The organism is Streptomyces sp. NPDC031064 (genome assembly GCF_055570965.1).
The window spans coordinates 702,471-726,159 of sequence record NZ_JBVIGF010000002.1 but is presented as its reverse complement, the minus strand read 5'-3'; the positions used below and the strand labels follow the sequence as shown (position 1 = coordinate 726,159).

The 23,689-nt window shown below is 71.4% G+C and carries 20 protein-coding genes; 2 read left to right on the top strand and 18 right to left on the bottom strand.

The genetic code is table 11. The annotated features are described in order from the left end of the window. Window positions 1-7 precede the first annotated feature (7 nt). The 5 genes from cimA to ureA all read right to left on the bottom strand — a co-directional run bounded on the left by cimA (window position 8) and on the right by ureA (window position 6,073). On the bottom strand, window positions 8-1,657 hold the full coding sequence (gene cimA, locus ACZ46W_RS09950) for a citramalate synthase (RefSeq protein ID WP_468334147.1): 1,650 nt from the start codon (window positions 1,655-1,657) through the stop codon (window positions 8-10). Window positions 1,658-1,971: 314 nt separating this feature from the next. After that, window positions 1,972-2,511: a TetR/AcrR family transcriptional regulator gene (locus ACZ46W_RS09945; RefSeq protein WP_366127812.1), complete on the bottom strand. Its 540-nt coding sequence runs from the start codon at window positions 2,509-2,511 to the stop codon at window positions 1,972-1,974. Window positions 2,512-2,624: 113 nt separating this feature from the next. Next, window positions 2,625-3,638 (bottom strand): agmatine deiminase family protein, encoded by a 1,014-nt coding sequence (locus ACZ46W_RS09940; protein ID WP_366127201.1) that lies wholly within the window; start codon window positions 3,636-3,638, stop codon window positions 2,625-2,627. Window positions 3,639-3,650: 12 nt separating this feature from the next. Further along, the gene (locus tag ACZ46W_RS09935; protein ID WP_468334144.1) at window positions 3,651-5,372 is read right to left on the bottom strand and encodes an urease subunit alpha; all 1,722 of its coding nucleotides are present in this window, start codon (window positions 5,370-5,372) and stop codon (window positions 3,651-3,653) included. Further along, entirely contained in the window at window positions 5,369-6,073 is a 705-nt protein-coding gene (gene ureA / locus ACZ46W_RS09930) for an urease subunit gamma (RefSeq protein WP_468334141.1), read from the bottom strand. Before ureA ends, ACZ46W_RS09935 begins: the two co-directional genes overlap by 4 nt. A gap of 142 nt (window positions 6,074-6,215) precedes the next feature. Between ureA and ACZ46W_RS09925 the strand changes: the two genes are divergently transcribed. After that, the gene (locus ACZ46W_RS09925) at window positions 6,216-7,646 is read left to right on the top strand and encodes a cytosine permease (RefSeq protein WP_468334138.1); all 1,431 of its coding nucleotides are present in this window, start codon (window positions 6,216-6,218) and stop codon (window positions 7,644-7,646) included. A 70-nt stretch (window positions 7,647-7,716) separates the two neighbouring features. Here ACZ46W_RS09925 and ACZ46W_RS09920 read toward each other — a convergent pair whose 3' ends face one another. The 9 genes from ACZ46W_RS09920 to ACZ46W_RS09880 form a co-directional block, all read right to left on the bottom strand. Next, window positions 7,717-8,823: a branched-chain amino acid aminotransferase gene (locus tag ACZ46W_RS09920; RefSeq protein ID WP_468334135.1), complete on the bottom strand. Its 1,107-nt coding sequence runs from the start codon at window positions 8,821-8,823 to the stop codon at window positions 7,717-7,719. Window positions 8,824-9,062: 239 nt separating this feature from the next. After that, entirely contained in the window at window positions 9,063-10,106 is a 1,044-nt protein-coding gene (locus ACZ46W_RS09915) for a 3-isopropylmalate dehydrogenase (protein ID WP_468334133.1), read from the bottom strand. 85 nt (window positions 10,107-10,191) lie between these two features. Then, complete coding sequence (locus ACZ46W_RS09910) at window positions 10,192-10,326, bottom strand: hypothetical protein (RefSeq protein ID WP_468334130.1); 135 nt, start codon at window positions 10,324-10,326, stop codon at window positions 10,192-10,194. 213 nt (window positions 10,327-10,539) lie between these two features. Continuing rightward, window positions 10,540-11,085, bottom strand: coding sequence for a GNAT family N-acetyltransferase (locus ACZ46W_RS09905; RefSeq protein WP_468334127.1), 546 nt, complete (start codon window positions 11,083-11,085; stop codon window positions 10,540-10,542). Window positions 11,086-11,172: 87 nt separating this feature from the next. Continuing rightward, window positions 11,173-11,547: a hypothetical protein gene (locus ACZ46W_RS09900; RefSeq protein ID WP_468334124.1), complete on the bottom strand. Its 375-nt coding sequence runs from the start codon at window positions 11,545-11,547 to the stop codon at window positions 11,173-11,175. A 44-nt stretch (window positions 11,548-11,591) separates the two neighbouring features. Beyond that, the gene (locus tag ACZ46W_RS09895; RefSeq protein ID WP_468334121.1) at window positions 11,592-12,806 is read right to left on the bottom strand and encodes an MFS transporter; all 1,215 of its coding nucleotides are present in this window, start codon (window positions 12,804-12,806) and stop codon (window positions 11,592-11,594) included. 143 nt (window positions 12,807-12,949) lie between these two features. Then, window positions 12,950-13,990, bottom strand: a complete 1,041-nt coding sequence (locus tag ACZ46W_RS09890; RefSeq protein WP_468334118.1) for a S1 family peptidase — start codon at window positions 13,988-13,990, stop codon at window positions 12,950-12,952. Between the two features lie 141 nt (window positions 13,991-14,131). Next, window positions 14,132-15,763, bottom strand: a complete 1,632-nt coding sequence (gene pruA / locus ACZ46W_RS09885; RefSeq protein ID WP_468334115.1) for an L-glutamate gamma-semialdehyde dehydrogenase — start codon at window positions 15,761-15,763, stop codon at window positions 14,132-14,134. Between the two features lie 16 nt (window positions 15,764-15,779). Next, window positions 15,780-16,706 carry a proline dehydrogenase family protein gene (locus ACZ46W_RS09880; protein ID WP_468334112.1) on the bottom strand — a complete coding sequence of 309 codons (927 nt, stop codon included), beginning with the start codon at window positions 16,704-16,706 and terminating at the stop codon, window positions 15,780-15,782. Between the two features lie 192 nt (window positions 16,707-16,898). On the opposite strand from ACZ46W_RS09880, the gene ACZ46W_RS09875 reads away from it, so the two are divergent. Continuing rightward, complete coding sequence (locus ACZ46W_RS09875; RefSeq protein ID WP_468334109.1) at window positions 16,899-18,233, top strand: PucR family transcriptional regulator; 1,335 nt, start codon at window positions 16,899-16,901, stop codon at window positions 18,231-18,233. 73 nt (window positions 18,234-18,306) lie between these two features. Here ACZ46W_RS09875 and serA read toward each other — a convergent pair whose 3' ends face one another. The 4 genes from serA to ACZ46W_RS09855 form a co-directional block, all read right to left on the bottom strand. Beyond that, window positions 18,307-19,908, bottom strand: coding sequence for a phosphoglycerate dehydrogenase (gene serA / locus ACZ46W_RS09870; protein WP_468334106.1), 1,602 nt, complete (start codon window positions 19,906-19,908; stop codon window positions 18,307-18,309). 238 nt (window positions 19,909-20,146) lie between these two features. Continuing rightward, entirely contained in the window at window positions 20,147-21,148 is a 1,002-nt protein-coding gene (gene ilvC / locus ACZ46W_RS09865) for a ketol-acid reductoisomerase (protein ID WP_468334103.1), read from the bottom strand. A gap of 75 nt (window positions 21,149-21,223) precedes the next feature. Then, window positions 21,224-21,748 (bottom strand): acetolactate synthase small subunit, encoded by a 525-nt coding sequence (gene ilvN, locus ACZ46W_RS09860; protein ID WP_019889675.1) that lies wholly within the window; start codon window positions 21,746-21,748, stop codon window positions 21,224-21,226. Between the two features lie 21 nt (window positions 21,749-21,769). Further along, complete coding sequence (locus ACZ46W_RS09855; protein WP_468334100.1) at window positions 21,770-23,629, bottom strand: acetolactate synthase large subunit; 1,860 nt, start codon at window positions 23,627-23,629, stop codon at window positions 21,770-21,772. Window positions 23,630-23,689: the final 60 nt, after the last annotated feature.

Below are 23,689 nucleotides of genomic sequence, written 5' to 3'. Positions count from 1 at the left end.
GCGCGGCCTACTCGGCCGGCTCGACACCCGCCCGCAGCAGGCCGTACGTGTACGCGTCCTCCAGCGCCTGCCAGGAGGCGGCGATCACGTTCTCGCCGACGCCGACCGTCGACCACTCGCCCTCACCGTCGGTGGTGGTGATCAGCACGCGGGTCGTGGACTGCGTGCCGTGCTTGCCCTCCAGGATGCGGACCTTGTAGTCGACCAGCTCCAGCTTGGCGAGCTGCGGGTAGATCCGCTCCAGGCCGGCGCGCATCGCGAGGTCGAGGGCGTTGACCGGGCCGTTGCCCTCGGCGGTGGCGACGATCCGCTCGCCCTTGGCCCACAGCTTGACGGTGGCCTCGTTGGCGTGGGTGCCGTCGGGGCGGTCCTCGACGATCGCGCGCCACGACTCGGTGCGGAAGTAGCGGCGGGCGCGGCCCTCGACCTCGGCGCGCAGCAGCAGCTCGAAGGAGGCGTCGGCGGCCTCGTAGGTGTACCCCTTGAGCTCCCGCTCCTTGACGCGCTCGACGACCCGGGAGACCAGGGCGCGGTCGCCGCCGAGGTCGACGCCCAGCTCCTTGCCCTTGAGCTCGATGGAGGCGCGGCCGGCCATGTCGGAGACCAGCATCCGCATGGTGTTGCCGACCCGCTCGGGGTCGATGTGCTGGTACAGGTCCGGGTCGACCTTGATGGCGGAGGCGTGCAGGCCCGCCTTGTGGGCGAAGGCGGAGACACCCACGTAGGGCTGGTGGGTGGAGGGGGTCAGGTTGACCACCTCGGCGATGGCGTGGGAGATGCGGGTCATCTCCTTGAGGGCGCCTTCGGGGAGCACCTTCTTGCCGTACTTCAGCTCCAGGGCGGCGACGACCGGGAAGAGGTTGGCGTTGCCGACGCGCTCGCCGTAGCCGTTGGCGGTGCACTGGACGTGGGTGGCGCCCGCGTCGACGGCGGCGAGGGTGTTGGCGACGGCGCAGCCGGTGTCGTCCTGGGCGTGGATGCCGAGGCGGGCGCCGGTGTCGGCGAGGACGGTGGAGACCACGGCCTGGATCTGGGCGGGGAGCATGCCGCCGTTGGTGTCGCACAGGACGACGACGTCGGCGCCGGCCTCATGCGCGGCGCGGACCACGGACTTGGCGTACTCCGGGTTGGCCCGGTAGCCGTCGAAGAAGTGCTCGCAGTCGACGAAGACCCGCCGGCCCTGCTCCCGCAGGTGGGTCACGGTGTCGCGGACCATGGCGATGTTCTCGTCGAGCGTGGTGCGCAGCGCCAGCTCGACGTGCCGGTCGTGGGACTTGGCGACGAGCGTGATCACGGGGGCGCCGGAGTCCAGGAGCGCCTTGACCTGCGGGTCCTCGGCGGCGGCGGCGCCGGCCCGGCGGGTGGCGCCGAAGGCGACGAGCTGCGCGTGCTTGAAGCGGATCTCCTGCTTGGCGCGGGCGAAGAACTCGGTGTCGCGCGGGTTGGCCCCCGGCCAGCCGCCCTCGATGAAACCGACGCCGAAGTCGTCCAGGTGCCGGGCGATGGTCAGCTTGTCGGCGACGGTGAGGTTGATGCCCTCGCGCTGGGCCCCGTCGCGCAGCGTGGTGTCGAAGACGTGGAAGCTGTCGTCGACGGCTCCGGTACCGGCTGCGGCACCGGCGGCGACGGTATGAAGACTGTCGGTCTCCGTGGTCATGACTGTGTTGGCTCCTGTCGGATGTGGCTCCGGACTCCCTGGATCCACCTGCCCCCATTCTCGCGCGCCGCCGTCCCCGGCCGGGGTGGGGCCGGAAAACGAAAAGACCCCTCGCGGGTGCGAGAGGTCTGCGCGCGGGTCTGAGACACGGTGTCCACTGCCGCGGGGGTTCTGCCGCGATTCAGTGGTCACTGCGGACCGGCGCGCTGCTGCCCATAATCATGGCGGTAGCAAGCACGGTCGCAGTCTGCCACAGATGTGAACGCCGCTGGACCCGGGTCTCACGATGCGGGCGGCCCGGCCGGTGACCCGCGTCAGGGGACCAGGGTCTCCTCGATGAACTCCCGTACGTGGGCGAGGACCGCCGCCCGGCCCGTGCCGGGTATGCCGACCGCCACGTGGACGCTGAAGCCGTCGAGCAGGGCACGCATGCGGGCCGCGTACCGGTCGGGGTCGACCCGGCGCAGCTCGCCGCGCGAGATGCCCTCGGCGAGGAGGGCGACCAGGTCGCGGTGCCAGGCGCCCTCGATGGCGGCCTGGCGGGCGCGGGCGTCGGCGTCCGCGTTCTGCGAGCGGTTCCAGACCTCCAGCCAGAGCGTCCAGTGCGGGTCGCGCGGGCCGTCCGGGACGTACAGGTCGACGTACGCCCCGAGCCGCTCCCGCACCGGCGCCGGACGCGACAGCAGGGCGCTGCGCTCGGCGCCGAGGCGGCCCTCGCTCCACTCCAGGGTCTGGAGCAGCAGCTCGTCCTTGGTGCGGAAGTAGTAGAGGAGGTGCCCGCTGCTCATCCCGACCTCGCGGCCGAGCCCCGCCATGGTGAGCCCGTCGAGCCCGCGCTCGGCGATGGTCGCCATGGCGGCGGCGAGCACCTCTTCCCTGGGCGGCGCGCTGTTGCGCCGTCGTGCGGCCGGTGTCGTACGGGGTTCGTTCACTCGTACGTTGTACCCGATCGTCCCGGTCCTCGGCCTCAGACCTTGGGCTGCTGCTGGGTGATGCAGTGGATGCCGCCGCCGCCCGCGAAGATCGTCCGGGCGTCGACCAGCGTGACCGTGCGGTCCGGGAAGAGGCGGCGGAAGATGCCCGCGGCGATCTCGTCGCGCGGGTCGTCGAAGGCGCAGAGCACCACGCCGCCGTTGCAGATGTAGTGGTTGATGTAGGAGTAGTCGACCCACTCGCCGTCCTCCTGGAGGACGGTGGGGGCCGGGACCTCCACGACCTCCAGGCGGCGGCCCTTGGCGTCGGTCTGCTTGCGCAGCAGGTCGACGTTGGCCTTGCACAGCTCGTGGTCCGGGTGGGACGGGTCGGGCTGGGTGTGGGCGACGACCACGCCGGGGCGGGCGAAGGCGGCGACGATGTCGACGTGGCCGCGGGTGCCGTACATGCCGTAGTCGCCGGTCAGGCCGCGCGGCAGCCAGATCGCCTTGGTGGTGCCGAGCTTGGCGTGGATCTCCGCCTCGACCTGCTCGCGCGTCCACTCGGGGTTGCGCTCGGGGCCGAGCTGGACGGTGTCGGTGAGCAGGACCGTGCCCTCGCCGTCCACGTGGATGGCGCCGCCCTCGTTGACGAGGGTGGAGGGGTGGACGGGGACACCGGCGAGGTCGGCCACATGGCGGGCGATCTTCGAGTCGTGCTCCCAGCGCGCCCAGTCGGCCGCGCCCCAGCCGTTGAACACCCAGTCCACGGCGGCCAGTTCGCGGCCGTTGGTGACGAAGGTGGGGCCGATGTCGCGCATCCACGCGTCGTCCAGGTCCCGCTCGACCAGGTCGATGTCCGGGCCGAGCAGCTCACGGGCGGACGCCTCGTCGCCGGGGGCGTGGACCACGGTCACCGGCTCGAAGCGGCGTACGGCGCGGGCGACCGACGCCCATGCCTCGCGGGCCTCGCGCAGCTCGTCGTCGTTGGTGAAGGTCGGGTTCGGCCCCGGCCAGGCCATCCAGGTGCGCTCGTGGGGGGCCCACTCGGCGGGCATGCGGAAAGTCATGGGTGGGTGTCCTCAGAGGAAGTAGAGGCGGTTGAGGGAAACGGAGTCGGCCGGGTCGGAGCGGACCGGATCGCCGTCGAGGGTGACCAGGCCGGTGCGGCCGTCGACCTGGACCTGCCCGATGCGGTCGTTGAGGAGCAGGTCGCCGGGGCCGATGCCGCGCGTGCCGCGCACGGCGACCCGGCGGCGGCGGGTGGGCATCAGGTCGTTGCCCGCCTGCGCGGCGGCACCGGAGACGAACGCCACCGAGATGTCGGCGGCCGTCGCCCCGAACGCGCCGAACTGCGGCCCGAGGACCAGCGGTTCGCAGGTGTCGGTGGCGGCGTTCGGGTCGCCCACGACCCCGTACGCGGGGAAGCCCGACTTGAGCACGAGCTGCGGCTTGGCGCCGAAGTACTCCGGCCGCCACAGCACGATGTCGGCGAGCTTGCCGACCTCGATCGAGCCGACCTCGTGCGCGAGGCCGTGGGCGATCGCCGGGTTGATGGTCAGCTTGGCCATGTAACGCAGGACGCGCGCGTTGTCGTCGCCGTCCCCGTCGCCCTCCAGCGGGCCCAGCTCGGCCTTCATCTTCCCGGCCATGGCGAAGGTCCGGCGTACGGTCTCGCCGGCCCTTCCCATGCCCTGCGCGTCCGACGACGTGATGCCGATCGCGCCGAGGTCGTGCAGGACGTCCTCCGCACCCATCGTCCCGGCCCTGATCCGGTCGCGGGCCATGGCCGCGTCGCCGGGCAGGTCGGTCTTCAGGTCGTGTACGGAGACGATCATTCCGTAGTGCTCGGCGACCGCGTCCCGCCCGAAGGGGAGGGTGGGGTTGGTCGACGAGCCGATGACGTTGGGGACGCCCGCCATCTTCAGGACGTTGGGGACGTGGCCGCCGCCGCAGCCCTCGATGTGGAAGGCGTGGATGGTGCGGCCTTCGAGGACCTTGAGGGTGTCCTCCACCGACAGGCACTCGTTCAGGCCGTCGCTGTGCAGGGCGACCTGGACGTCGTACTCCTCGGCGACGCGCAGCGCGGTGTCCAGCGCCCGGGTGTGGGCGCCCATGTCCTCGTGGACCTTGAAGCCGGAGGCGCCGCCCTCGGCGAGCGCCTCGATCAGCGGCGCCTCGTGGGAGGAGGAGCCGCGGCCGAGGAAGCCGATGTTGACGGGCCAGGCGTCGAAGGCGTTGAAGGCGTGGCGCAGCGCCCACGGCGAGTTGACGCCGACGCCCCAGACCGGGCCGAACTCCTGGCCGATGATCGTGGTGACGCCGGAGGCGAGCGAGGCCTCCATGATGCGCGGCGACAGCAGGTGGACGTGGGTGTCGACGGCGCCCGCGGTGGCGATCAGGCCCTCGCCGGAGACGATCGACGTGCCGGTGCCCACGACGACGTCGACGCCGTCGAGGGTGTCGGGGTTGCCGGCGCGGCCGATGGCGTGGATGCGGCCCTCGCGGATGCCGATGGACACCTTGCGGATGCCCTGGACGGCGTCGATGACGAGGACGTTGCTGATCACGACGTCGCAGGTCTCGCGGACGGCTGCGGCCTTGAGGTGCAGCCCGTCGCGGGCGGTCTTGCCGAAGCCGGCGAGGAACTCGTCGCCGGGCTTCTGGGCGTCGGACTCGACGCGGACCGTGAGGCCCGAGTCGCCGAGGCGGACGCGGTCGCCGGCGCGGGGGCCGTGGGTGGCGGCGTACTCGTAGGGGTTGAGGCGCCGCGCTTCGGCGGGGTGGCCTCCGGGGCGGCTCATCGCTCGGTCTCCTGCTCAGTCGTTTCCGTTACGCCGAGGTAGCCGCAGGCGGCGGCGCGGCGCAGTGCCTCCTCGCGGGCGCCCGGCGCGTCCAGCGGCCCGTCGACGAGTCCGGCGAAGCCGATCGCGATCCGGTCGCCGCCGATCGGCACCAGTCCCACCTCGTCGCTCTCGCCCGGCCCGAAGCGCACGGACGATCCGGCGGGGACGGCGAGCCGCATGCCGTAGGCCGCCGCGCGGTCGAAGTCGAGCCGGGGGTTGGCCTCGAAGAAGTGGAAGTGCGAGGTGACGGAGACCGGCACGCTCGCGGTGTTGGCGACCCGCAGCCGCACCACGGGCTCCGGGTCGGAGTGCTCCGGCCCCGGCAGCAGCGCGCCCGGGCCCTGTTCGCCCAGGCCTGGGCCGATGGGGTCGCTGACCACCGCGAGCCGGGAGCCGTCGTCGAAGACGGCCTCCACGTGGACCTCGGTCACCACGTCCGCGACGCCCGGCAGGACGTCGTCGGGGCCGAGCACCGAGCGGGCCTGCTCGATCGCCTCGGCGAGCCGTCGCCCGTCGCGGGCCGCCTCGCAGACGGTGTCCGCGATGAGGGCGGTCGCCTCGGGGACATTGAGCCTCAGACCACGGGCCCGGCGGGCCCGGGCGAGCTCGGCGGCGCCGAAGATCAGCAGCCGGTCGCGTTCCGTGGGGGTCAGTCGCACGTCACCACACCTTCCTGTTTGAGCACCACTCTAACCACAGGATTCCATGGAGGAAACCATTGACGTGAGGGCCGAGCATCAGTCACATTGAGCGTCACTCTAAATGTCCGCCGGTCGAGGAGCAGAGCAAGGGAGAGCGCCCATGCCGACGATTGAACAGCGCGGAGTCGACACCATCCCGGAGGCGGAGCGCACCAGCGGGCCGCGCGACCTCGTCTCGATCCTGCTGGGCTCCAACCTGTGCCTCGGCGTGATCGTCTTCGGCTGGCTGCCGGTGTCCTTCGGGCTCGGGCTGTGGGCCTCGGTCAGCTCGATCCTGGTGGGGACGCTCGTCGGCGTGGCCGTCACCGCCCCGCTCGCGCTCGTCTCGCTGCGCACGGCGACGAACCTGTCGACGTCCAGCGGCGCCTTCTTCGGCGTGCGGGGCCGGCTCGTCGGCTCGGTGGTGGGTCTGCTGCTGTCGCTCGGGTACACGGCGCTGACGCTGTGGATCGGCGGCGACGTGATGCTGGGCACGCTGTCCCGGCTGTTCGACGTGCCGACCGGCCCCGTGGCGCACACCCTCGTGTACGTGCTGCTGGCCGGTGCCACGGTGGTCGCCGCCGTGTACGGCTACCGGCTGCTCCTGCGGATCAGCCGCTACCTGGCGGTCGGCATGACGCTGCTGCTCCTGCTCGGCGTGCTCGCCTACGCGGGGGACTTCACGACCGCGCCACCGCCGGACACCCCGTACCTGCTGGGTTCCTTCTGGCCGACGTGGCTGCTGTCCGCCGTCGCGGCGGGGCTGAGCGGACCGGTCGCCTTCATCACCCTGCTCGGCGACTACACGCGGTACGTCTCACCGCGGCGGCACAGCCCGCGCAAGGTTCTGCGGGCCACCTGCGTGGGCCTGTGCCTCGGCCTGCTGGTGCCGCAGCTCTTCGGTACGTTCACGGCGCTGGCCGCGCGGGCGGGGCTCGACTACGCGGGGCCGCTGGTCGAGACGGCGGCGCCCTGGTACCTGCTGCCGCTGCTGCTCGCGGCGAGCGCCGGGTCGGTGGGGAACGCGGGGCTGATGCTCTACTCGATGGGCCTCGACCTGGACGCCATCGTGCCGCGTGCCACGCGCGCCACGGCGACCCTGGTGGTCGCGGCCGTCGCGACGGTCCTCGTCTTCGTGGGCCACTTCGCCTGGGACGCGCAGTCGGCGATGACGTCGTTCGTGCTGCTGCTGACCGCGATCGGTACGCCGTGGGCGGTCATCACCCTGATGGGCCACCGCCGGTGCGGCGGGGCGTACGACCCGGAGGCGCTCCAGGTCTACAACCGGCGCGCGAAGGGCGGGATCTACTGGTTCCGGGCCGGCTGGCACCTCCGTGCGACGGCGTCCTGGGCGCTGGGCGCGCTGGTGGGCCTGGCGGCCGTCTCGACGCCGCTCTACGAGGGCCCGCTGCTGGCGCTGACGGGCGGCGTCGACGTCAGCTTCGTCCTGTCCGGGCTGGTGGGCGGCGTGGCGTACGCGGCGCTGACGGCCACCTCCAAGGCGCAGCCCGTCGCCGTGGCCGCCCCGGCCCCCGAGACCGCCGCGTCCTGACGCGCGGCGACGCGGAACGCCCGCGCCTCCGAGCGGGGGGCGCGGGCGTTTCCGTGCGTACGCGAAGGGGTCAGCCGATCTTGTGGGTCCAGCCGTGGACGTCCTCGGCGGCGCCGGTCTGGATGTCCAGCAGCGCCTTGCGCAGCCTCAGCGTGACCTCGCCCGGCTCGCCGTCGCCCTGCGTCCACTCGCCGCCGGTGGACTTGACCGTGCCGACCGGGGTGATCACGGCGGCCGTGCCGCAGGCGAAGACCTCGGTGAGGGTGCCGTTCTCGGTGTCCCGCTTCCACTGGTCGATCGAGACGCGGCCCTCCTCCGACTCGTACCCGAGGTCACGGGCGAGCTGGAGGAGCGAGTCGCGGGTGATGCCGGCGAGGAGGGAGCCGGTGAGCTCCGGGGTGACGATCTTCGTCTTGCCCTCCTCGGACCCGTACACGAAGTACAGGTTCATGCCGCCGAGCTCCTCGACCCACTTGTGCTCGACCGCGTCGAGGTAGGCGACCTGGTCACAGCCCTTGGCGGCGGCCTCGGCCTGGGCGAGGAGGGACGCGGCGTAGTTGCCGCCGGTCTTGGCGAAGCCGATGCCGCCGGGGACCGCGCGGACGCGGTCCTCGGAGAGCCAGATGGAGACGGGCTTCACGCCGCCGGGGAAGTACGCGCCGGCCGGCGAGGCGATGACGATGAACAGGTACTCGTTGGCCGGGCGGACACCGAGCCCGACCTCGTTGGCGATCATGAAGGGGCGCAGGTACAGCGACTCCTCGCCGCCGTGCGGCGGCACCCACGCCTGGTCCTGCTGGACGAGCGCGTCGCACGCGGCGACGAACGTCTCGACCGGCAGCTCCGGCATCGCCAGACGCCGGGCCGAGATCTGGAACCGCTCGGCGTTGGCCTCGGGCCGGAAGAGCGAGACCGAGCCGTCGGGGCGGCGGTACGCCTTGAGCCCCTCGAAGATCTCCTGCGCGTAGTGCAGCGTCATGTTCGCGGGGTCGATCGACAGCGGCGCGTACGGCGTCAGCTCGGCGTCGTGCCAGCCGCGGCCCTCCGTCCACTTGATCGTCACCATGTGGTCGGTGAAGTGGCGGCCGAATCCGGGGTTGGCCAGAATCGCCTCGCGCTCCGCGTCGGACAGCGGGTTCGAGGAGGGCTTGAGCTCGATCGTGGGCGTCGTCGTCATGAGTGCTGTGTCCTTCACCGTTGTGTGTGACGGACCGCGCTCACGCCGCTACATCTGCTAGGACGTCCGAGCTTTCCCGCATGCCGCGGCCCCGCGTTCGATTATCGCTCGCGTGGCCCCGTGCAATGAAACGGCTGGAGTGCGGTCCAGGGTTGATGGTGGCACCCGGGGCCGCACAGGAGAAGCCGCCGGGTGCGGATGCGACCCGGCGGCTGTGTCTGATGTCGTCAGTCGGCGGGTCAGCTCGCTACGCGTACCGCGAGCGCGTCGCCGATCTCGTCGGTCGTGCGCGGCGCCGAGCCGTCCCGCTCCGCCAGGTCGGCGGCGACCGCCTCCTCGATACGGACGGCCTCGGCCTCGTACCCGAGGTGGCGCAGGAGCAGCGCGACGGACAGGATCGTCGCGGTGGGGTCGGCCTTGCCCTGCCCCGCGATGTCGGGCGCGGAACCGTGGACGGGCTCGAACATCGACGGGAACTCGCCCGTCGGGTTGATGTTGCCGGACGCGGCCAGGCCGATGCCGCCGGTCACGGCCGCGGCGAGGTCGGTCAGGATGTCGCCGAAGAGGTTGTCGGTGACGATGACGTCGAAGCGCTCGGGCTGCGTGACGAAGAAGATCGTCGCGGCGTCGACGTGCAGGTAGTCGGTGGTGACCTCGGGGTACTCCTCGCCGACCTTGTCGAAGATCTTCTTCCACATGTGGCCGGCGTAGACGAGCACGTTGTTCTTGTGGACCAGCGTCAGCCGCTTGCGCGGGCGGGCGTTGGCCCGCTCGTACGCGTCACGGACGACGCGCTCGACGCCGTACGCCGTGTTGACGCTGACCTCGGTGGCGACCTCGTGCTCCGTTCCCGTGCGCAGCGAGCCGCCGTTGCCGGTGTACGGGCCCTCGGTGCCCTCGCGGACGACGACGAAGTCGATGTCGGGGCGGCCGGCCAGCGGGGTGGCGGTGTTCGGGAAGAGCTTCGACGGACGCAGGTTGACGTAGTGGTCGAAGGCGAAGCGCAGTTTGAGCAGCAGCCCGCGCTCCAGGACGCCGGACGGGACGGTCGGGTCGCCGATCGCACCGAGCAGGATGGCGTCGTGCGCCTTGAGGGACTCCAGCTCCGCGTCGGGGAGGGTCTCCCCGGTGCGGTGCCAGCGCCGGGCGCCGAGGTCGTACTCCTTGGTCTCCAGCTTCACATCCTGCGGGAGGACGGAGCGAAGGACCTTCAGGCCCTGGGCCACGACTTCCTGGCCGATGCCGTCACCGGGAACCACTGCGAGATTGATGCTGCGAGACATGTCGGCACCCTACTCCCCGTCCCATTGCCTGACATGAACGTTCCAGGATGTGGACGGCCTCGGTGTGTCAGCGGAGGTCGCGGGTTCAGTGACCCGTGGCCCCGCCATTGTCCCGCCGGTCGAGGGCCCGCTGCAGTGCGGCGGCGGCGTTGCGGCGCTCGGTGTCGGTGGGACGCGGCGCGGTGTGGCGGACGCGGCGAACGACGGTCTCAGCGGCCATGACGATCGACTCCTTGAGATCAGAGATGATTCGAGGCGCCGGAAGGGGCGGGGAGCGCGGCCGCAGGGGTTGCCTGCCGGGGGCACGGCGCTCACATCCGCCGTTCGCTTGATGGAGCGAGACGTTCGGCTCCTACAAAGCTAAGCCGTGCCGGAGCGTCTGTCTCCACAATTACTCGGACTTCCTACTATCTGAGACGGGAGCCGTCCCCGGCTACAGGACGTCACCGTCGCGCCAGTCGAAGAGCAGCGCCCCGGCGGGCGCGGCCGGCAGTGTGCGGCCCGCCGCGGGGCGCAGGTACGTGGTGTCCTCCTCGTCCGGCAGGTGCACCACCCCGTCGGGGCCGTACGCCTCGACGCGGCCGTTCCAGAGCTGCCAGCCGCGCGCCCGGTACAGCTCGGCCCCGTCGTCGGAGGCGGACAGCGCGCCGAACGCGTACGCCCCGTCGACGATCTCCTCCAGCCCCGCCATGACCCGGCCGCCCAGCCCCTGGCGGCGGCGGTCGGCCCGCACGGCGACGGCCTCCACGTACCCGACGCGGTACGAGCGCCCCGCGTGGGCCACCCGGCGCATGATCACGCTGCCGTGCGCGGCGATGCCGTGCTCGTCCTCGACGTACGCGTGGACGCCCCCGAGCCCGTGGTCCCAGTCCTCGTCGGCGAAGTCCCCGTCGAAGGCGGCGTCCAGCATCGTCCGTATCGCCGCGAGGCGGGTGCGGCTCAGCTCGTAGGTGTGGGCCATGTGGAAGGAGTCGGTCATACGGCCCATCTTCCAGCGGCGGCGGGGCGCGTGGTGGAGATCCGGCCACCTCGCGCCCCTGCCCGCCCTGCCCGTCTCGGGGCGCCGCTAGAGCCGCCCGCCGGTGAGCCGGGACAGCGGGCCGCGCTGCCGCAGCCCGGCGCGGCGGCCGAGGGCGTAGGAGGACGCCACCACGGTCAGCACGCCCGCGCCCGCCCCGGTGGCGATGGCCTTCCTGGCCTTCACCAGCGTCCAGGCCTGCCCCGCCTTGCCGACGGTCTGACCGGCCGCCGTGCCGACGGCCGACTGGACGGTCCTGGCGGCGGACCTGGCCTTCTGCGTGGTCACCTCACCGAGCCCGGCGAGCGCCTCCTTGCCGCCGCGCGCGGACCGCGAGGCGTTCTCAGCGCCCTGCGCCGCGCTCTTGGCCGCGTTCCGCGCCCGTTCCTTCGTTGCCGTCGTCTTGTTCGTCGTGTCAGCCATGGTGTGCGGGTAACCGGTCGGCGGCCCGCCAAACTGACGGCCGCTCAGGCCCGCTGCGGGGCGGACGGGAGCCGCGGCACGGCGAACGGCGCACGGCGGACGAGGACCAGCGCCACCGCGACCGCCACCACGCCCGCGGCGCAACTAAAGGCGAACGCCGCGCCGTGGCCCCAGCGCTCGGCCAACTGGCCGGAGGCCAGGGCCGCGACGCCCTGGCCGATGATGAGGCCGCTGCCGAGCAGCGCCATCGCCTCGCCCATGCGCTCGATGGGCGCCACCCGCTCGGCGAGACCGAACAGGGCGATCAGGTGCGGCGCCACGGCGATGCCGATCGCGGCGACGGCCACCGCCGCACCGGCGTAACTCTCCACCACCAGCAGCGGGAACAGCAGCACCGCCTGCGCCGCCATCGCCAGCCGCAGCCGGACGGTCAGGTCCCAGGGGCCCGGCACCGCGGTCGTGGCCAGCCCGGCGAGGGCGCTGGTCACCGCCATGGCGCCCCAGACGAAGCCGGCCATCCCGGAGTCGCCCAGGTACTTGGCGAGCGCGCTGACGCCCGCGTTGGCGCCGCCCCACACCAGGCCCTGGAGCAGCGCCATGGCGAACAGCACGAGCAGCCCCGGCGACAGCAGCCCCACATCGGCCACCCGCGATCGCCCGCTCCCGGCCGGCGCCGTCGGATGCACCGCGAACAGCACGCCGAACACCGCGATGAGCGTCCCCGCCAGCACCATCCCCGCCACCGGGTGGACCAGCACCACCACCGTCCCCGCGAGCGCGGGCCCCACCATGAAGCCGACCTCGTCGACCATGGTGTCGAACGACAGCGCCCGCCCGGTCAGTTCGGCCGGGCGCGACCTGGTGAGCACGATCCACCGGGTCCGGGACAGCGGCCCCACCTGCGGGACGGTCAGCCCCACCAGCGCGGCGAGCACCGCCTGCACGACGACCGCCGCCCCGGCCAGGACCGAGGCCACCAGGGCGGCGATGGCGGCCGCGTTGGCCAGCGAGGCCACCAGGATCACCGGCCGGTGGCCGAGCCGGTCGGCCAGCCGCCCGATGGGCGGGCCGCCCACGGCCTGGCCGGTCCACAACATCCCGGCGACGAGCCCGGCCTGCCCGATGCCGTTCAGTTCGGTGAGCATCAACAGGGTGCCGATGGGGCAGAGCGCGGCGGGGAGCCGCGCCAGGAAGGAGATCACGGGCAGGCCGGCGCCCGCGATGGAGAAGACGGCCCGAAGACCCGTCGGTGCGGACATTGGCGTACCCCCGTCTGGAATGGACGGGGGGACGCTAGTTCGCGGAACCGGGCGCCGGGGCCCGTACGGAAGATCACCGGAGCTTCACACCGGCGGGGACCGGTGCGGCCTCGGCAGGTTTGTGCGTTTCGTGACTGTCCGGCTCAGTACACGGCCACGCCGTACGCGCTCAGCGCCTCCCGCACCGGCTGGTGGATCGCCGAGCCGTTGGTCCCCGTGCAGCCGGAGCTGCCCGAGTGGATGCCGAGGGCGACCGTGCCGGCGAAGTGGGCGCCGCCGCTGTCGCCGCCGGCCGAGCAGGCGGTCGTACGGACCATGCCGTAGACCGGCCCGTCGCTGTAGTTGACGGTGACGTTCACGGCGGTGACCGTCCCGCTGGTCACCTTGGTCGTGGAGCCGCTCTTCTTGATGGCCTGGCCCACGACCGCGTTGGCGGCGGAGGAGATGTCCTGGAAGCCGCCGTTGTAGAGGTTGACGGTGCCGGGGGTGTTCGCCGTGTTGGTGTAGCGCACGAGCCCGTAGTCGTTGGTCGGGAAGCTGGTGCCCTCCCGTACCCCGATCTGCGCCCCGCCGGAGGTCGCGGACCAACTGGAGGCCGCGTTGGTGCAGTGGCCGGCCGTCAGGAAGTACTTCGTCGTGCCCTTCTGGACGTTGAACGCGGCCGAGCAGCGGTAGCCGCCGCCGTAGATGGCGTCCCCGCCCGCCACCTCGCGCGTGAAGGTGCCCGGTACGCGGCTGACGCGTACGGCGCCGTCGAGCGAGGCGGCGACCTTCCGCAGCCGCGCCATGTCGCGGGCGGAGACGGAGGAGTCGGCCTCCACGGCGATCTGGTTGGTGCGCGGGTCCAGGCCCCAGGAGGTGCCGGGGATCTTCGCGCGGGACTCCAGCGCGGCCATGGCGGCGTCGAGCTGCGCGGCCCCGCGCTCGACCATCCGTGGCGTGGCCCCGGCGGCACGGGCCCGCTCGGCGGCGGCTTCGGAGGTGACGGTGACGATCAGCCGGCCGTTGTCGAGGTACGTACCGGCGCTGTCGGCGCCGAGCTGCCGTTCGACGGCGGAGTCGAGGGCGTAGAGGCTGACGGGGTCGGCCGCTCCGGCGGGGGTGGCGCCGAAGCCGAGCGAGCCCAGCGTGGATAAGACGAGAGCGGCGGACAGGGTGATGCGCGCACGGGTGGTGCGTCTCATCCCGGGTCTCCTTCGTCGTGTGACGGGTGGGGTACTCGGGAATTTGACATGTCCACCACATGAACACAAGGGCCCGTGCGCATGGAACCGCCCCCGTCCGGCGTGGGGGCCGGGACGGGGGCGGGGCCCAGGGGGCGGGCGTCAGCCCATGTGCGGGTACGTGTAGTCCGTCGGCGGGACCAGCGTCTCCTTGATGGCGCGGGTCAGCGTCCAGCGCATCAGGTTCTGCGGGGCACCCGCCTTGTCGTTCGTACCGGAGGCGCGGCCACCGCCGAAGGGCTGCTGGCCGACGACGGCGCCGGTCGACTTGTCGTTGATGTAGAAGTTGCCCGCGGCGTACCGCAGCTTCTCCATCGTGTACGCGGCCGCCGCACGGTCGTTGGCGATGACCGAACCGGTCAGCGCGTACGCCGACACCGACTCCATCTGCTCCAGCATCGCGTCGTACTGGTCGTCCTCGTAGACGTGGACGGCCAGGATCGGGCCGAAGTACTCGGTCGTGAAGACCTCGTTCTCGGGGTCCGAGCACTCGACGACCGTCGGGCGGACGAAGTAGCCGACCGAGTCGTCGTAGCTGCCGCCGGCGACGATCGTGCAGGCCGGGTCGGCCTTGGCGCGGTCGATGGCGGCCTTGTTCTTGGCGAAGGCACGCTCGTCGATGACGGCGCCGATGAAGTTCGTCAGGTCGGTGACGTCACCCATCTTGATGCCGTCGACCTCGGTGGCGAACTCCTCCTTGAAGCCGGAGTTCCAGATGGAGGCCGGGATGTACGCGCGCGAGGTCGCCGAGCACTTCTGGCCCTGGAACTCGAACGCGCCGCGGGTCAGCGCGGTCTTGAGGATCGCGCGGTCGGCGCTCGGGTGCGCGACGACGAAGTCCTTGCCGCCCGTCTCGCCGACGATGCGCGGGTAGGAGCGGTACTTCTCGATGTTGTTGCCGACCGTCTTCCACAGGTGCTGGAAGGTCTTGGTCGAACCGGTGAAGTGGATACCGGCGAGCATCGGGTGGTTCAGCGCCACCTCGGAGACCGCGATGCCGTCGCCCGTCACCAGGTTGATGACGCCCTTGGGCAGCCCGGCCTCCTCCAGCAGCTCCATGAGCAGCACGGCGGCGTGGGTCTGCGTCGGGGACGGCTTCCAGACCACCACGTTGCCCATCAGGGCCGGGGCGGTGGGGAGGTTGCCCGCGATGGCGGTGAAGTTGAAGGGCGTGATCGCGTAGACGAAGCCCTCCAGCGGGCGGTGGTCGAGGCGGTTCCACACACCCGGGGAGTTGGCCGGCGGCTGCTCGGCGAGCAGGTCGCGGGCGTACTTGACGTTGAAGCGCCAGAAGTCGACGAGCTCGCAGGGCGTGTCGATCTCGGCCTGCTGGACGGTCTTCGACTGGCCCAGCATGGTCGAGGCGGCCATGGTCTCGCGCCAGGGGCCGGCCAGCAGCTCGGCGGCGCGGAGGATGATCGCGGCGCGGTCGTCGAAGGACATCGCGCGCCACGCCGGGGCGGCGGCGAGGGCCGCGTCGATCGCGTCCTGGGCGTCCGCCTGGGTGGCGCCCGCGAAGGTGCCGAGGACCTTGGCGTGGTTGTGCGGCTGCACGACGTTCACACGCTCACCGCCGCCCATCCGCTTGACGCCGCCGATGGTCATCGGGAGGTCGATGGGGTTCTCGGCCAGCTCCTTGAGCTTGGCTTCGAGGCGGGTGCGCTCGGCCGAGCCGGGGGCGTAGGTGTGGACCGGCTCGTTGACCGGAGCGGGGACCTGGGTCACAGCGTCCATGAGTTCCGTAACTCCTTCAGTTCTTGGTGATCATCGAGCGGACGAAGAACAGCAGGTTGGCCGGCTTCTCCGCGAGGCGGCGCATGAAGTACCCGTACCAGTCAGTTCCGTACGCGGTGTAGACGCGCATCCGGTGCCCCTCGGCGGCGAGCCGCACGTGCTCGTCGCTGCGGATCCCGTACAGCATCTGGAACTCGTACTCATCCAGTTTGCGCCCGGCGCGGCGCGCGAGCTCCTGGCTGATGGCGATGAGCCGCGGGTCGTGCGACCCGATCATCGGGTAGCCCTCGCCCTCCATGAGGATCTTGAGGATCCGGACGTACGCCTTGTCGATCTCGTGCTTGTCCTGGTACGCGACGGAGGCGGGCTCCTTGTAGGCCCCCTTCACGATACGCACGCGGCTGCCGTTCGCGGCGAGGCGGCGGGCGTCCTCCTCGGTGCGGAAGAGGTACGCCTGGATGACGCAGCCGGTCTGCGGGAAGTCCTTCCGCAGCTCCTCGTGGATGGCGAACATCGAGTCGAGGGTGGTGTGGTCCTCCGCGTCCAGCGTGACCGTGGTGCCGATCGCGGCGGCCGCCTCGACGACCGGCCGGACATTGGCGAGGGCCAGCTCGTGTCCGCCCTCCAGCGCCTGGCCGAACATCGACAGCTTGACCGACATCTCCGCCCTGGTGCCGAGCTCAAGGGTCTTGAGGCGGTCGATGAGCTCCAGGTAGGCGTCGCGCGCGGCGAACGCCTGCTCGCGGCTGGTGATGTCCTCGCCCACCACGTCCAGGGTGACCTCCAGGCCCTTGGCCGTCGTCTCCCGGACGATGGGGATCACCTGGTCGACCGTCTCACCGGCGATGAACCGGCCGACGACCTGCTTGGTGCCCGGGGCGGCAGAGACAAAACGGCGCATCTTGTCACTGCGCGACGCGGCAAGGATCACGGGACCCAGCACGGGGCACCTCCACGGAACAGGTGTTGAAGGGGGCCGAAGCGGATCTTTCGGAATGAATCCGAACGGATCCGTATCGGCACGGAGAACCACCGTGAAACCTAAGGATCGCTCCGATGCTCGGCCATCGACACCTGTCACGCATCCGTGCCCCGCATCTCATACAGATGTCTGAGCGGGTGGCAGAATGTCCGGGTGAAGGGCGATTACCAAGACCTGGTCGACGAGATCTCGGCGCTGCTGGGCGCCCCCGCGACGCTGGAGAACCGTGACTTCGGGCTGATCGCCTTCGGTGCCCACGACAGCGATGACGACACGGCCATGGACCCGGTCCGGACCCGGTCGATCCTCACCCGGAAGTCCACCCCGGCGGTCCGCGCCTGGTTCGAGGGCTTCGGCATCACCCGGGCGACCGGCCCGGTGCGCATCCCCGCCTCGCCCGACGCGGGCGTCTTCCGGGACCGGATCTGCCTCCCCGTACGCCACCGCAATGTCGTGCTCGGGTACGTGTGGCTCCTGGACGCCGACCCGGGTCCTTCGGCCGACCGGCTGACGGCGGCCATGCAGGTGGCGGAGCGGATCGGGGCCCTGCTGGCGGACGAGGAACGGGCGGACGCGGACCTCTCGCGGGAGCTGCGCACGGTCCTGACGGCGGAGCGGGGCTGGCAGTACGACATGGGGCTCGCCGCCCTGCGCACGGCACTGGGCCACGACGCGGACGGCCTCCATGCCCTGGTGTGCGTCGCCCCCTGGCCGGGCCCCGACACCCCCTCGGTCCGCACCGCCCCGGGCGCGGCGGCCCTGTGCACGGTGCCGTGGCCGCCACGGGAGGACCCCGAGACGGGCACCCACCGGCCGGGCGGCACCCAGGGGGCGCGCGCGGAGGGCCGGGGCACCCACGGCTCGGGCGCGCACGGGCCGGGCACCCACGGCGCGGGCGCGCACGGGCTCGCCGCGCTGATCCGGCTCCGCTCGGCCGACTCGCCGGCCCCCGCGCTCACCGCGGCCACCCGTCTCCGGGACGCGGCCGGCGGCGCCCCGGCGCCCTCCGCCCCCGCCACCCCCACGGCCGCGTGGGCGACGCGCGGCGGGGCGGGACCGGGCGCCGCGCCGGGGCACGGCGTCGTCGCCGGGGTGGCCGACCCCCGGCGAGGGCTGGGCGACCTCGGGGAGGCGTGGCGGGAGGCGATGTCCGCCGCCCGAGCGGCCATGGCCCAGCCCCGCCTCGGGCCGCTGGCCCAGTGGGCGTCGATCGGCCCGTACCGTCTCCTCACGGCGCTCCCGCCGGCCCCGCCCCACGACCAGGCGGTCCGCACCCTGCTCGCGCCCGCCCACACGGAACTGGCCCGCACCGCCGAGGTGTTCCTCGACAGCGCGGGCCAGGCGGGCCGCACCGCGGCGGCCCTGGGCATCCACCGCCAGACGCTCTACTACCGGCTCTCCCGCGTGGAGCAGCTCACCGGCCTGGACCTCGACGACGGCGAGGACCGCCTACTGCTCCACATGGCCCTGAAGGCGGCCCGGCTGTGAAGCGCCGCTTCATGAACGAGACCGGCCCGGTGCGCTGACGCACCGGGCCGGTATCGAACGATCGTACGGTCGATCAGGCGAGGTTCACCGAGCGGGCGGACGTCGCGCCGATCTCCTCCGCGACCTCCGTCAGCACGTGCTGCGGGACCGTGTCGTCGACGGTGAGGACCGCGAGCGCCTCGCCGCCCTCCGTCGAGCGGGCGACCTGCATGCCCGCGATGTTGAGGCCCGCCTCGCCGAGGATGCGGCCGACCGTGCCGACGACACCGGGACGGTCCTCGTAACGCAGGACGACCATGTGGTCGGCGAGCGCCAGGTCCACGTCGTAGTCGCCGACGGCGACGATCTTCTGGAGGTGCTTGGGACCGGCCAGGGTGCCGGACACCGCCACCTCCTCGCCGTCCGCGAGGGTGCCGCGCACGGTGACCACGTTGCGGTGGTCGGGGGACTCGCTCGACGTGGTCAGCCGGACCTCGACGCCGCGCTCCTGCGCGAACAGCGGCGCGTTGACGTAACTCACCGTCTCGTCGACGACGTCCTCGAACACGCCCTTGAGCGCGGACAGTTCCAGCACCTTGACGTCGTGCTGGGTGATCTCGCCGTACACCTCGACGTCGAGCCGGACCGCGACCTCGCCCGCCAGCGCGGTGAAGATGCGGCCGAGGTGCTCGGCCAGCGGCAGACCGGGCTTGACGTCCTCGGCGATGACACCGCCCTGGACGTTGACCGCGTCCGGGACCAGCTCGCCGGCGAGCGCGAGGCGCACCGAACGGGCGACCGCGATACCGGCCTTCTCCTGCGCCTCGTCCGTGGACGCGCCCAGGTGCGGGGTGCAGACGACCTGGTCGAGCTCGAACAGCGGGGAGTCCGTGCAGGGCTCCTTCGCGTACACGTCGAGGCCCGCGCCCGCGACCCGGCCCTCCTTGATCGCCGAGTACAGCGCCGCCTCGTCGACGATCCCGCCGCGCGCGGCGTTGACGATGCGCACGGTCGGCTTGACCTTGTGCAGCGCCTCGTTGCCGATCAGGCCGAGCGTCTCGGGGGTCTTCGGCAGATGGACGGTGATGAAGTCGGAGACCTCCAGCAGCTCGTCCAGGGTCAGCAGCTTGACGCCCATCTGGGCGGCGCGCGCGGGCTGCACGTAGGGGTCGTACGCGACGATCTTCATACCGAAGGCCGACATGCGCTGCGCGACCAGGACGCCGATGCGGCCGAGGCCGACGACGCCGAGGGTCTTCTCGCTGAGCTCGACGCCCGTGTACTTGCTGCGCTTCCACTCGCCGTTCTTCAGGGCGGTGTTGGCCTGCGGGATGTTGCGCGCGGTGGCGATCAGCAGACCGCAGGCGAGCTCGGCGGCGGTGACGATGTTGGACGTCGGCGCGTTGACGACCATCACGCCGGCCTTGGTGGCGGCGGCCACGTCGACGTTGTCCAGGCCCACGCCCGCACGGGCGACGACCTTGAGCTTGGTGGCGGCGGCGATGGCCTCGGCGTCCACCTTGGTGGCGGAGCGCACCAGGATGGCGTCCACGTCCACGATGGCGGGCAGCAGTTCCGACCGGTCGGCGCCGTTGCAGTGCCGGATCTCGAAGTCGGGGCCGAGCGCGTCGACCGTGGCGGGCGACAGCTCTTCGGCGATCAGTACTGTCGGCTTTACGGAGGGATGCGAGCTCACGTGGGTCCTCACAAGTCCAGTGCGGACGGCCGTCCCGACGGCCGCAGGCGGTGGAGGGGGCTTGCCGCGTGGAAGACGCACGACGCTGTGGGCCTGACGCGTATGTGTTGAGAAGTGTAGTGGTGGTGGGTGACATCTTTTCCGCCTCGGCGGAAGGATCACCCATCCGTGGTTGGACAGTCGGTCCAATGAAGACCGGCGGGCCCGGACACCATGTCCGGACCCGCCGCCATGAGGCTTACGCCTCCTCGTTGTCCACCCAGCTCATGAGCTTGCGCAGCTCCTTGCCGGTGGTCTCCAGCAGGTGCTCGGAGTCCTGCGTCTTGTACTCGTCGTACTTCTTCAGGCCACCGTGGTACTCGTCCATCCAGTTCTTGGCGAACGTGCCGTCCTGGATCTCGGCGAGGACCTTCTTCATCTCGGCCTTGGTGGCGTCGGTGATGATCCGCGGGCCGGTGACGTAGTCGCCCCACTCGGCGGTCTCGGAGACCGACCAGCGCATCTTCTCCAGGCCGCCCTCGTACATCAGGTCCACGATCAGCTTCAGCTCGTGGAGGCACTCGAAGTACGCGATCTCCGGCTGGTAGCCGGCCTCGACCAAGGTCTCGAAGCCCGCCTTGACGAGGGCGCTGGCTCCACCGCAGAGAACCGCCTGCTCGCCGAACAGGTCGGTCTCGGTCTCCTCGGTGAAGGTCGTCTTGATGACACCCGCGCGGGTGCCGCCGATGGCCTTCGCGTACGACAGGGCGAGCGCGAACGCGTTGCCGGTGGCGTCCTGCTCGACGGCGGCGATCGCCGGAACGCCGCGGCCCTCCTCGTACTGACGGCGGACCAGGTGGCCCGGGCCCTTCGGGGCGACGAGGGCGACGTCGACGCCGGCCGGGGGCTTGATGAAGCCGAAGCGGACGTTGAAGCCGTGGGCGAAGAACAGCGCGTCGCCGTCCTTCAGGTTGTCCTTGACGGACTCCTCGTAGACCCGGGCCTGGATCGGGTCCGGGATCAGGATCATGATGACGTCGGCCTCGGCGGCGGCCTCCGCCGGCGTGACGACGCGCAGGCCTTGCTCCTCGGCCTTCGCCTTGGACTTGGAGCCCTCGTGCAGACCGACGCGGACGTCGACACCCGAGTCACGGAGCGACAGCGCGTGGGCGTGGCCCTGGCTGCCGTAACCGATCACCGCGACCTTGCGGCCCTGGATGATGGACAGGTCGGCGTCGTCGTCGTAGAACAGCTCGGCCACTGGGTCTTCTCCTTGGTGTGCTGGTGTTGCGTCCCACCGTACGGTGGGGAGGGATGTGGAAGTCGAGGGGTCTCGCTACGCGGAACGGTCCAGGGCGCGCAGGCTGCGGTCCGTGATGGACCGGGCGCCACGCCCTATGGCGATGGTGCCGGACTGGACCAGCTCCTTGATGCCGAACTGCTCCAGCATCTTCAGCATCGCGTCGAGCTTGTCACTCGAACCGGTGGCCTCGATGGTGACCGCCTCGGGCGAGACGTCCACGGTCTTGGCGCGGAAGAGCTGGACGATCTCGACGATCTGGGAGCGGGTCTCGTTGTCGGCGCGGACCTTCACCAGGACGAGCTCGCGCTGGATGGCGGCGCTGGGCTCGAGCTCGACGATCTTCAGGACGTTGACCAGCTTGTTGAGCTGCTTGGTCACCTGCTCCAGCGGCAGGTCCTCGACATTGACCACGATGGTGATGCGGGAGATGTCGGGGTGCTCGGTGACACCGACGGCGAGCGAGTCGATGTTGAAGCCGCGGCGGGAGAACAGGGCGGCGATCCGGGCGAGGATGCCGGGCGTGTTCTCCACCAGGACGGAGAGCGTGTGCTTGGACATGGTTCTTGACTCAGCTCTCTCTCAGTCGTCTTCGTTGTCGCCGAAGTCGGGGCGGACGCCGCGGGCGGCCATGACCTCGTCGTTGGAGGTGCCGGCGGCGACCATCGGCCAGACCTGGGCGTCCTCGTGGACGATGAAGTCGATGACGACCGGGCGGTCGTTGATGGCGTTGGCCTCGGCGATGACCTTGTCCAGGTCCTCCGGGCGCTCACAGCGGATCGCCACGCAGCCCATGGCCTCGGACAGCTTGACGAAGTCCGGGACGCGGGTGCCGGCGCTGGGCTGCTTGCCGTCCGCCTCGGGGCCGGAGTGCAGCACCGTGTTGGAGTAGCGCTGGTTGTAGAACAGGGTCTGCCACTGGCGGACCATCCCGAGGGCGCCGTTGTTGATGATGGCGACCTTGATCGGGATGTTGTTCAGCGCGCAGGTGACCAGTTCCTGGTTGGTCATCTGGAAGCAGCCGTCGCCGTCGATGGCCCAGACCGTGCGGTCCGGCATGCCGGCCTTGGCGCCCATGGCGGCCGGCACGGCGTAGCCCATGGTCCCGGCGCCGCCGGAGTTGAGCCAGGTGGCGGGCTTCTCGTAGTTGATGAAGTGGGCGGCCCACATCTGGTGCTGGCCGACACCGGCCGCGTAGATGGTGCCCTCGGGGGCGAGCTGCCCGATGCGCTGGATGACCTGCTGCGGCGACAGGCTGCCGTCCTCGGGCTGGTCGTAGCCGAGGGGGTAGGTGTCGCGCCAGCGGCTGAGGTCCTTCCACCAGGCGCTGTAGTCGCCGGTGTTGCCCTCGTTGTGCTCGGCCTGGACGGCCTGGACCAGGTCGGCGATGACCTCGCGGGCGTCACCGACGATCGGCACGTCGGCGGCGCGGTTCTTGCCGATCTCGGCCGGGTCGATGTCCGCGTGGACGATCTTGGCGAAAGGCGCGAAGCTGTCCAGCTTGCCGGTGACGCGGTCGTCGAAGCGGGCGCCGAGGGCGACGATCAGGTCGGCCTTCTGGAGGGCGGTGACGGCCGTGACGCTGCCGTGCATGCCGGGCATGCCGACGTGCAGCGGGTGGCTGTCGGGGAAGGCGCCCAGGGCCATCAGGGTGGTGGTGACCGGGGCCTGGGTCAGCTCGGCCAGGACCTTCAGCTCGGCGGTGGCGCCGGCCTTGAGGACGCCGCCGCCGACGTACAGGACGGGGCGCTTGGCCTGGGTGATCAGCTTGGCGGCCTCGCGGATCTGCTTGGCGTGCGGCTTGGTGACCGGGCGGTAGCCGGGCAGGTCGAGCTGCGGCGGCCAACTGAAGGTCGTCTTCGCCTGGAGGGCGTCCTTCGCGATGTCGACCAGGACCGGGCCGGGGCGGCCGCTGGAGGCGATGTGGAACGCCTCGGCGATCGTCTTGGGGATGTCCTCGGCCTTGGTGACCAGGAAGTTGTGCTTGGTGATCGGCATGGTGATGCCGCAGATGTCCGCCTCCTGGAAGGCGTCCGTACCGATCGCCTTGGAGGCGACCTGGCCGGTGATCGCGACCAGCGGGACGGAGTCCATGTGCGCGTCGGCGATCGGGGTGACCAGGTTGGTGGCACCCGGGCCGGAGGTGGCCATGCAGACGCCGACCTTGCCGGTCGCCTGGGCGTAACCGGTCGCGGCGTGGCCGGCACCCTGCTCGTGGCGGACGAGGATGTGACGGACCTTGGTGGAGTCCATCATCGGGTCGTACGCGGGGAGGATGGCGCCGCCGGGGATGCCGAATACCGTCTCGGCGCCCACTTCCTCGAGAGAACGGATGAGGGACTGCGCACCCGTGACGTGCTCAACGGTGGCGGAGGTCTGTCCGCCGGTACGGGCCCGCGGCTGCGGATGGTGGGCCCCGGTGGCCTGCTCGGTCATCGGCATTCTCTTCTCGAAGCTGAGGGTTTTCGCGAGGTTTAGCTGGTTTGGCAGGGTGCCAGTGCA

Bases quoted from the DNA above. Each gene is read 5' to 3' on its own strand.
- cimA (WP_468334147.1), bottom strand. From the start codon at position 1,657: ATGACCACGGAGACCGACAGTCTTCATACCGTCGCCGCCGGTGCCGCA.
- ACZ46W_RS09945 (WP_366127812.1), bottom strand. From the start codon at position 2,511: ATGGCGACCATCGCCGAGCGCGGGCTCGACGGGCTCACCATGGCGGGG.
- ACZ46W_RS09940 (WP_366127201.1), bottom strand. From the start codon at position 3,638: ATGACTTTCCGCATGCCCGCCGAGTGGGCCCCCCACGAGCGCACCTGG.
- ACZ46W_RS09935 (WP_468334144.1), bottom strand. From the start codon at position 5,372: ATGAGCCGCCCCGGAGGCCACCCCGCCGAAGCGCGGCGCCTCAACCCC.
- ACZ46W_RS09925 (WP_468334138.1), top strand. From the start codon at position 6,216: ATGCCGACGATTGAACAGCGCGGAGTCGACACCATCCCGGAGGCGGAG.
- ACZ46W_RS09920 (WP_468334135.1), bottom strand. From the start codon at position 8,823: ATGACGACGACGCCCACGATCGAGCTCAAGCCCTCCTCGAACCCGCTG.
- ACZ46W_RS09915 (WP_468334133.1), bottom strand. From the start codon at position 10,106: ATGTCTCGCAGCATCAATCTCGCAGTGGTTCCCGGTGACGGCATCGGC.
- ACZ46W_RS09910 (WP_468334130.1), bottom strand. From the start codon at position 10,326: ATGGCCGCTGAGACCGTCGTTCGCCGCGTCCGCCACACCGCGCCGCGT.
- ACZ46W_RS09905 (WP_468334127.1), bottom strand. From the start codon at position 11,085: ATGACCGACTCCTTCCACATGGCCCACACCTACGAGCTGAGCCGCACC.
- ACZ46W_RS09900 (WP_468334124.1), bottom strand. From the start codon at position 11,547: ATGGCTGACACGACGAACAAGACGACGGCAACGAAGGAACGGGCGCGG.
- ACZ46W_RS09895 (WP_468334121.1), bottom strand. From the start codon at position 12,806: ATGTCCGCACCGACGGGTCTTCGGGCCGTCTTCTCCATCGCGGGCGCC.
- ACZ46W_RS09890 (WP_468334118.1), bottom strand. From the start codon at position 13,990: ATGAGACGCACCACCCGTGCGCGCATCACCCTGTCCGCCGCTCTCGTC.
- pruA (WP_468334115.1), bottom strand. From the start codon at position 15,763: ATGGACGCTGTGACCCAGGTCCCCGCTCCGGTCAACGAGCCGGTCCAC.
- ilvN (WP_019889675.1), bottom strand. From the start codon at position 21,748: ATGTCCAAGCACACGCTCTCCGTCCTGGTGGAGAACACGCCCGGCATC.
- ACZ46W_RS09855 (WP_468334100.1), bottom strand. From the start codon at position 23,629: ATGCCGATGACCGAGCAGGCCACCGGGGCCCACCATCCGCAGCCGCGG.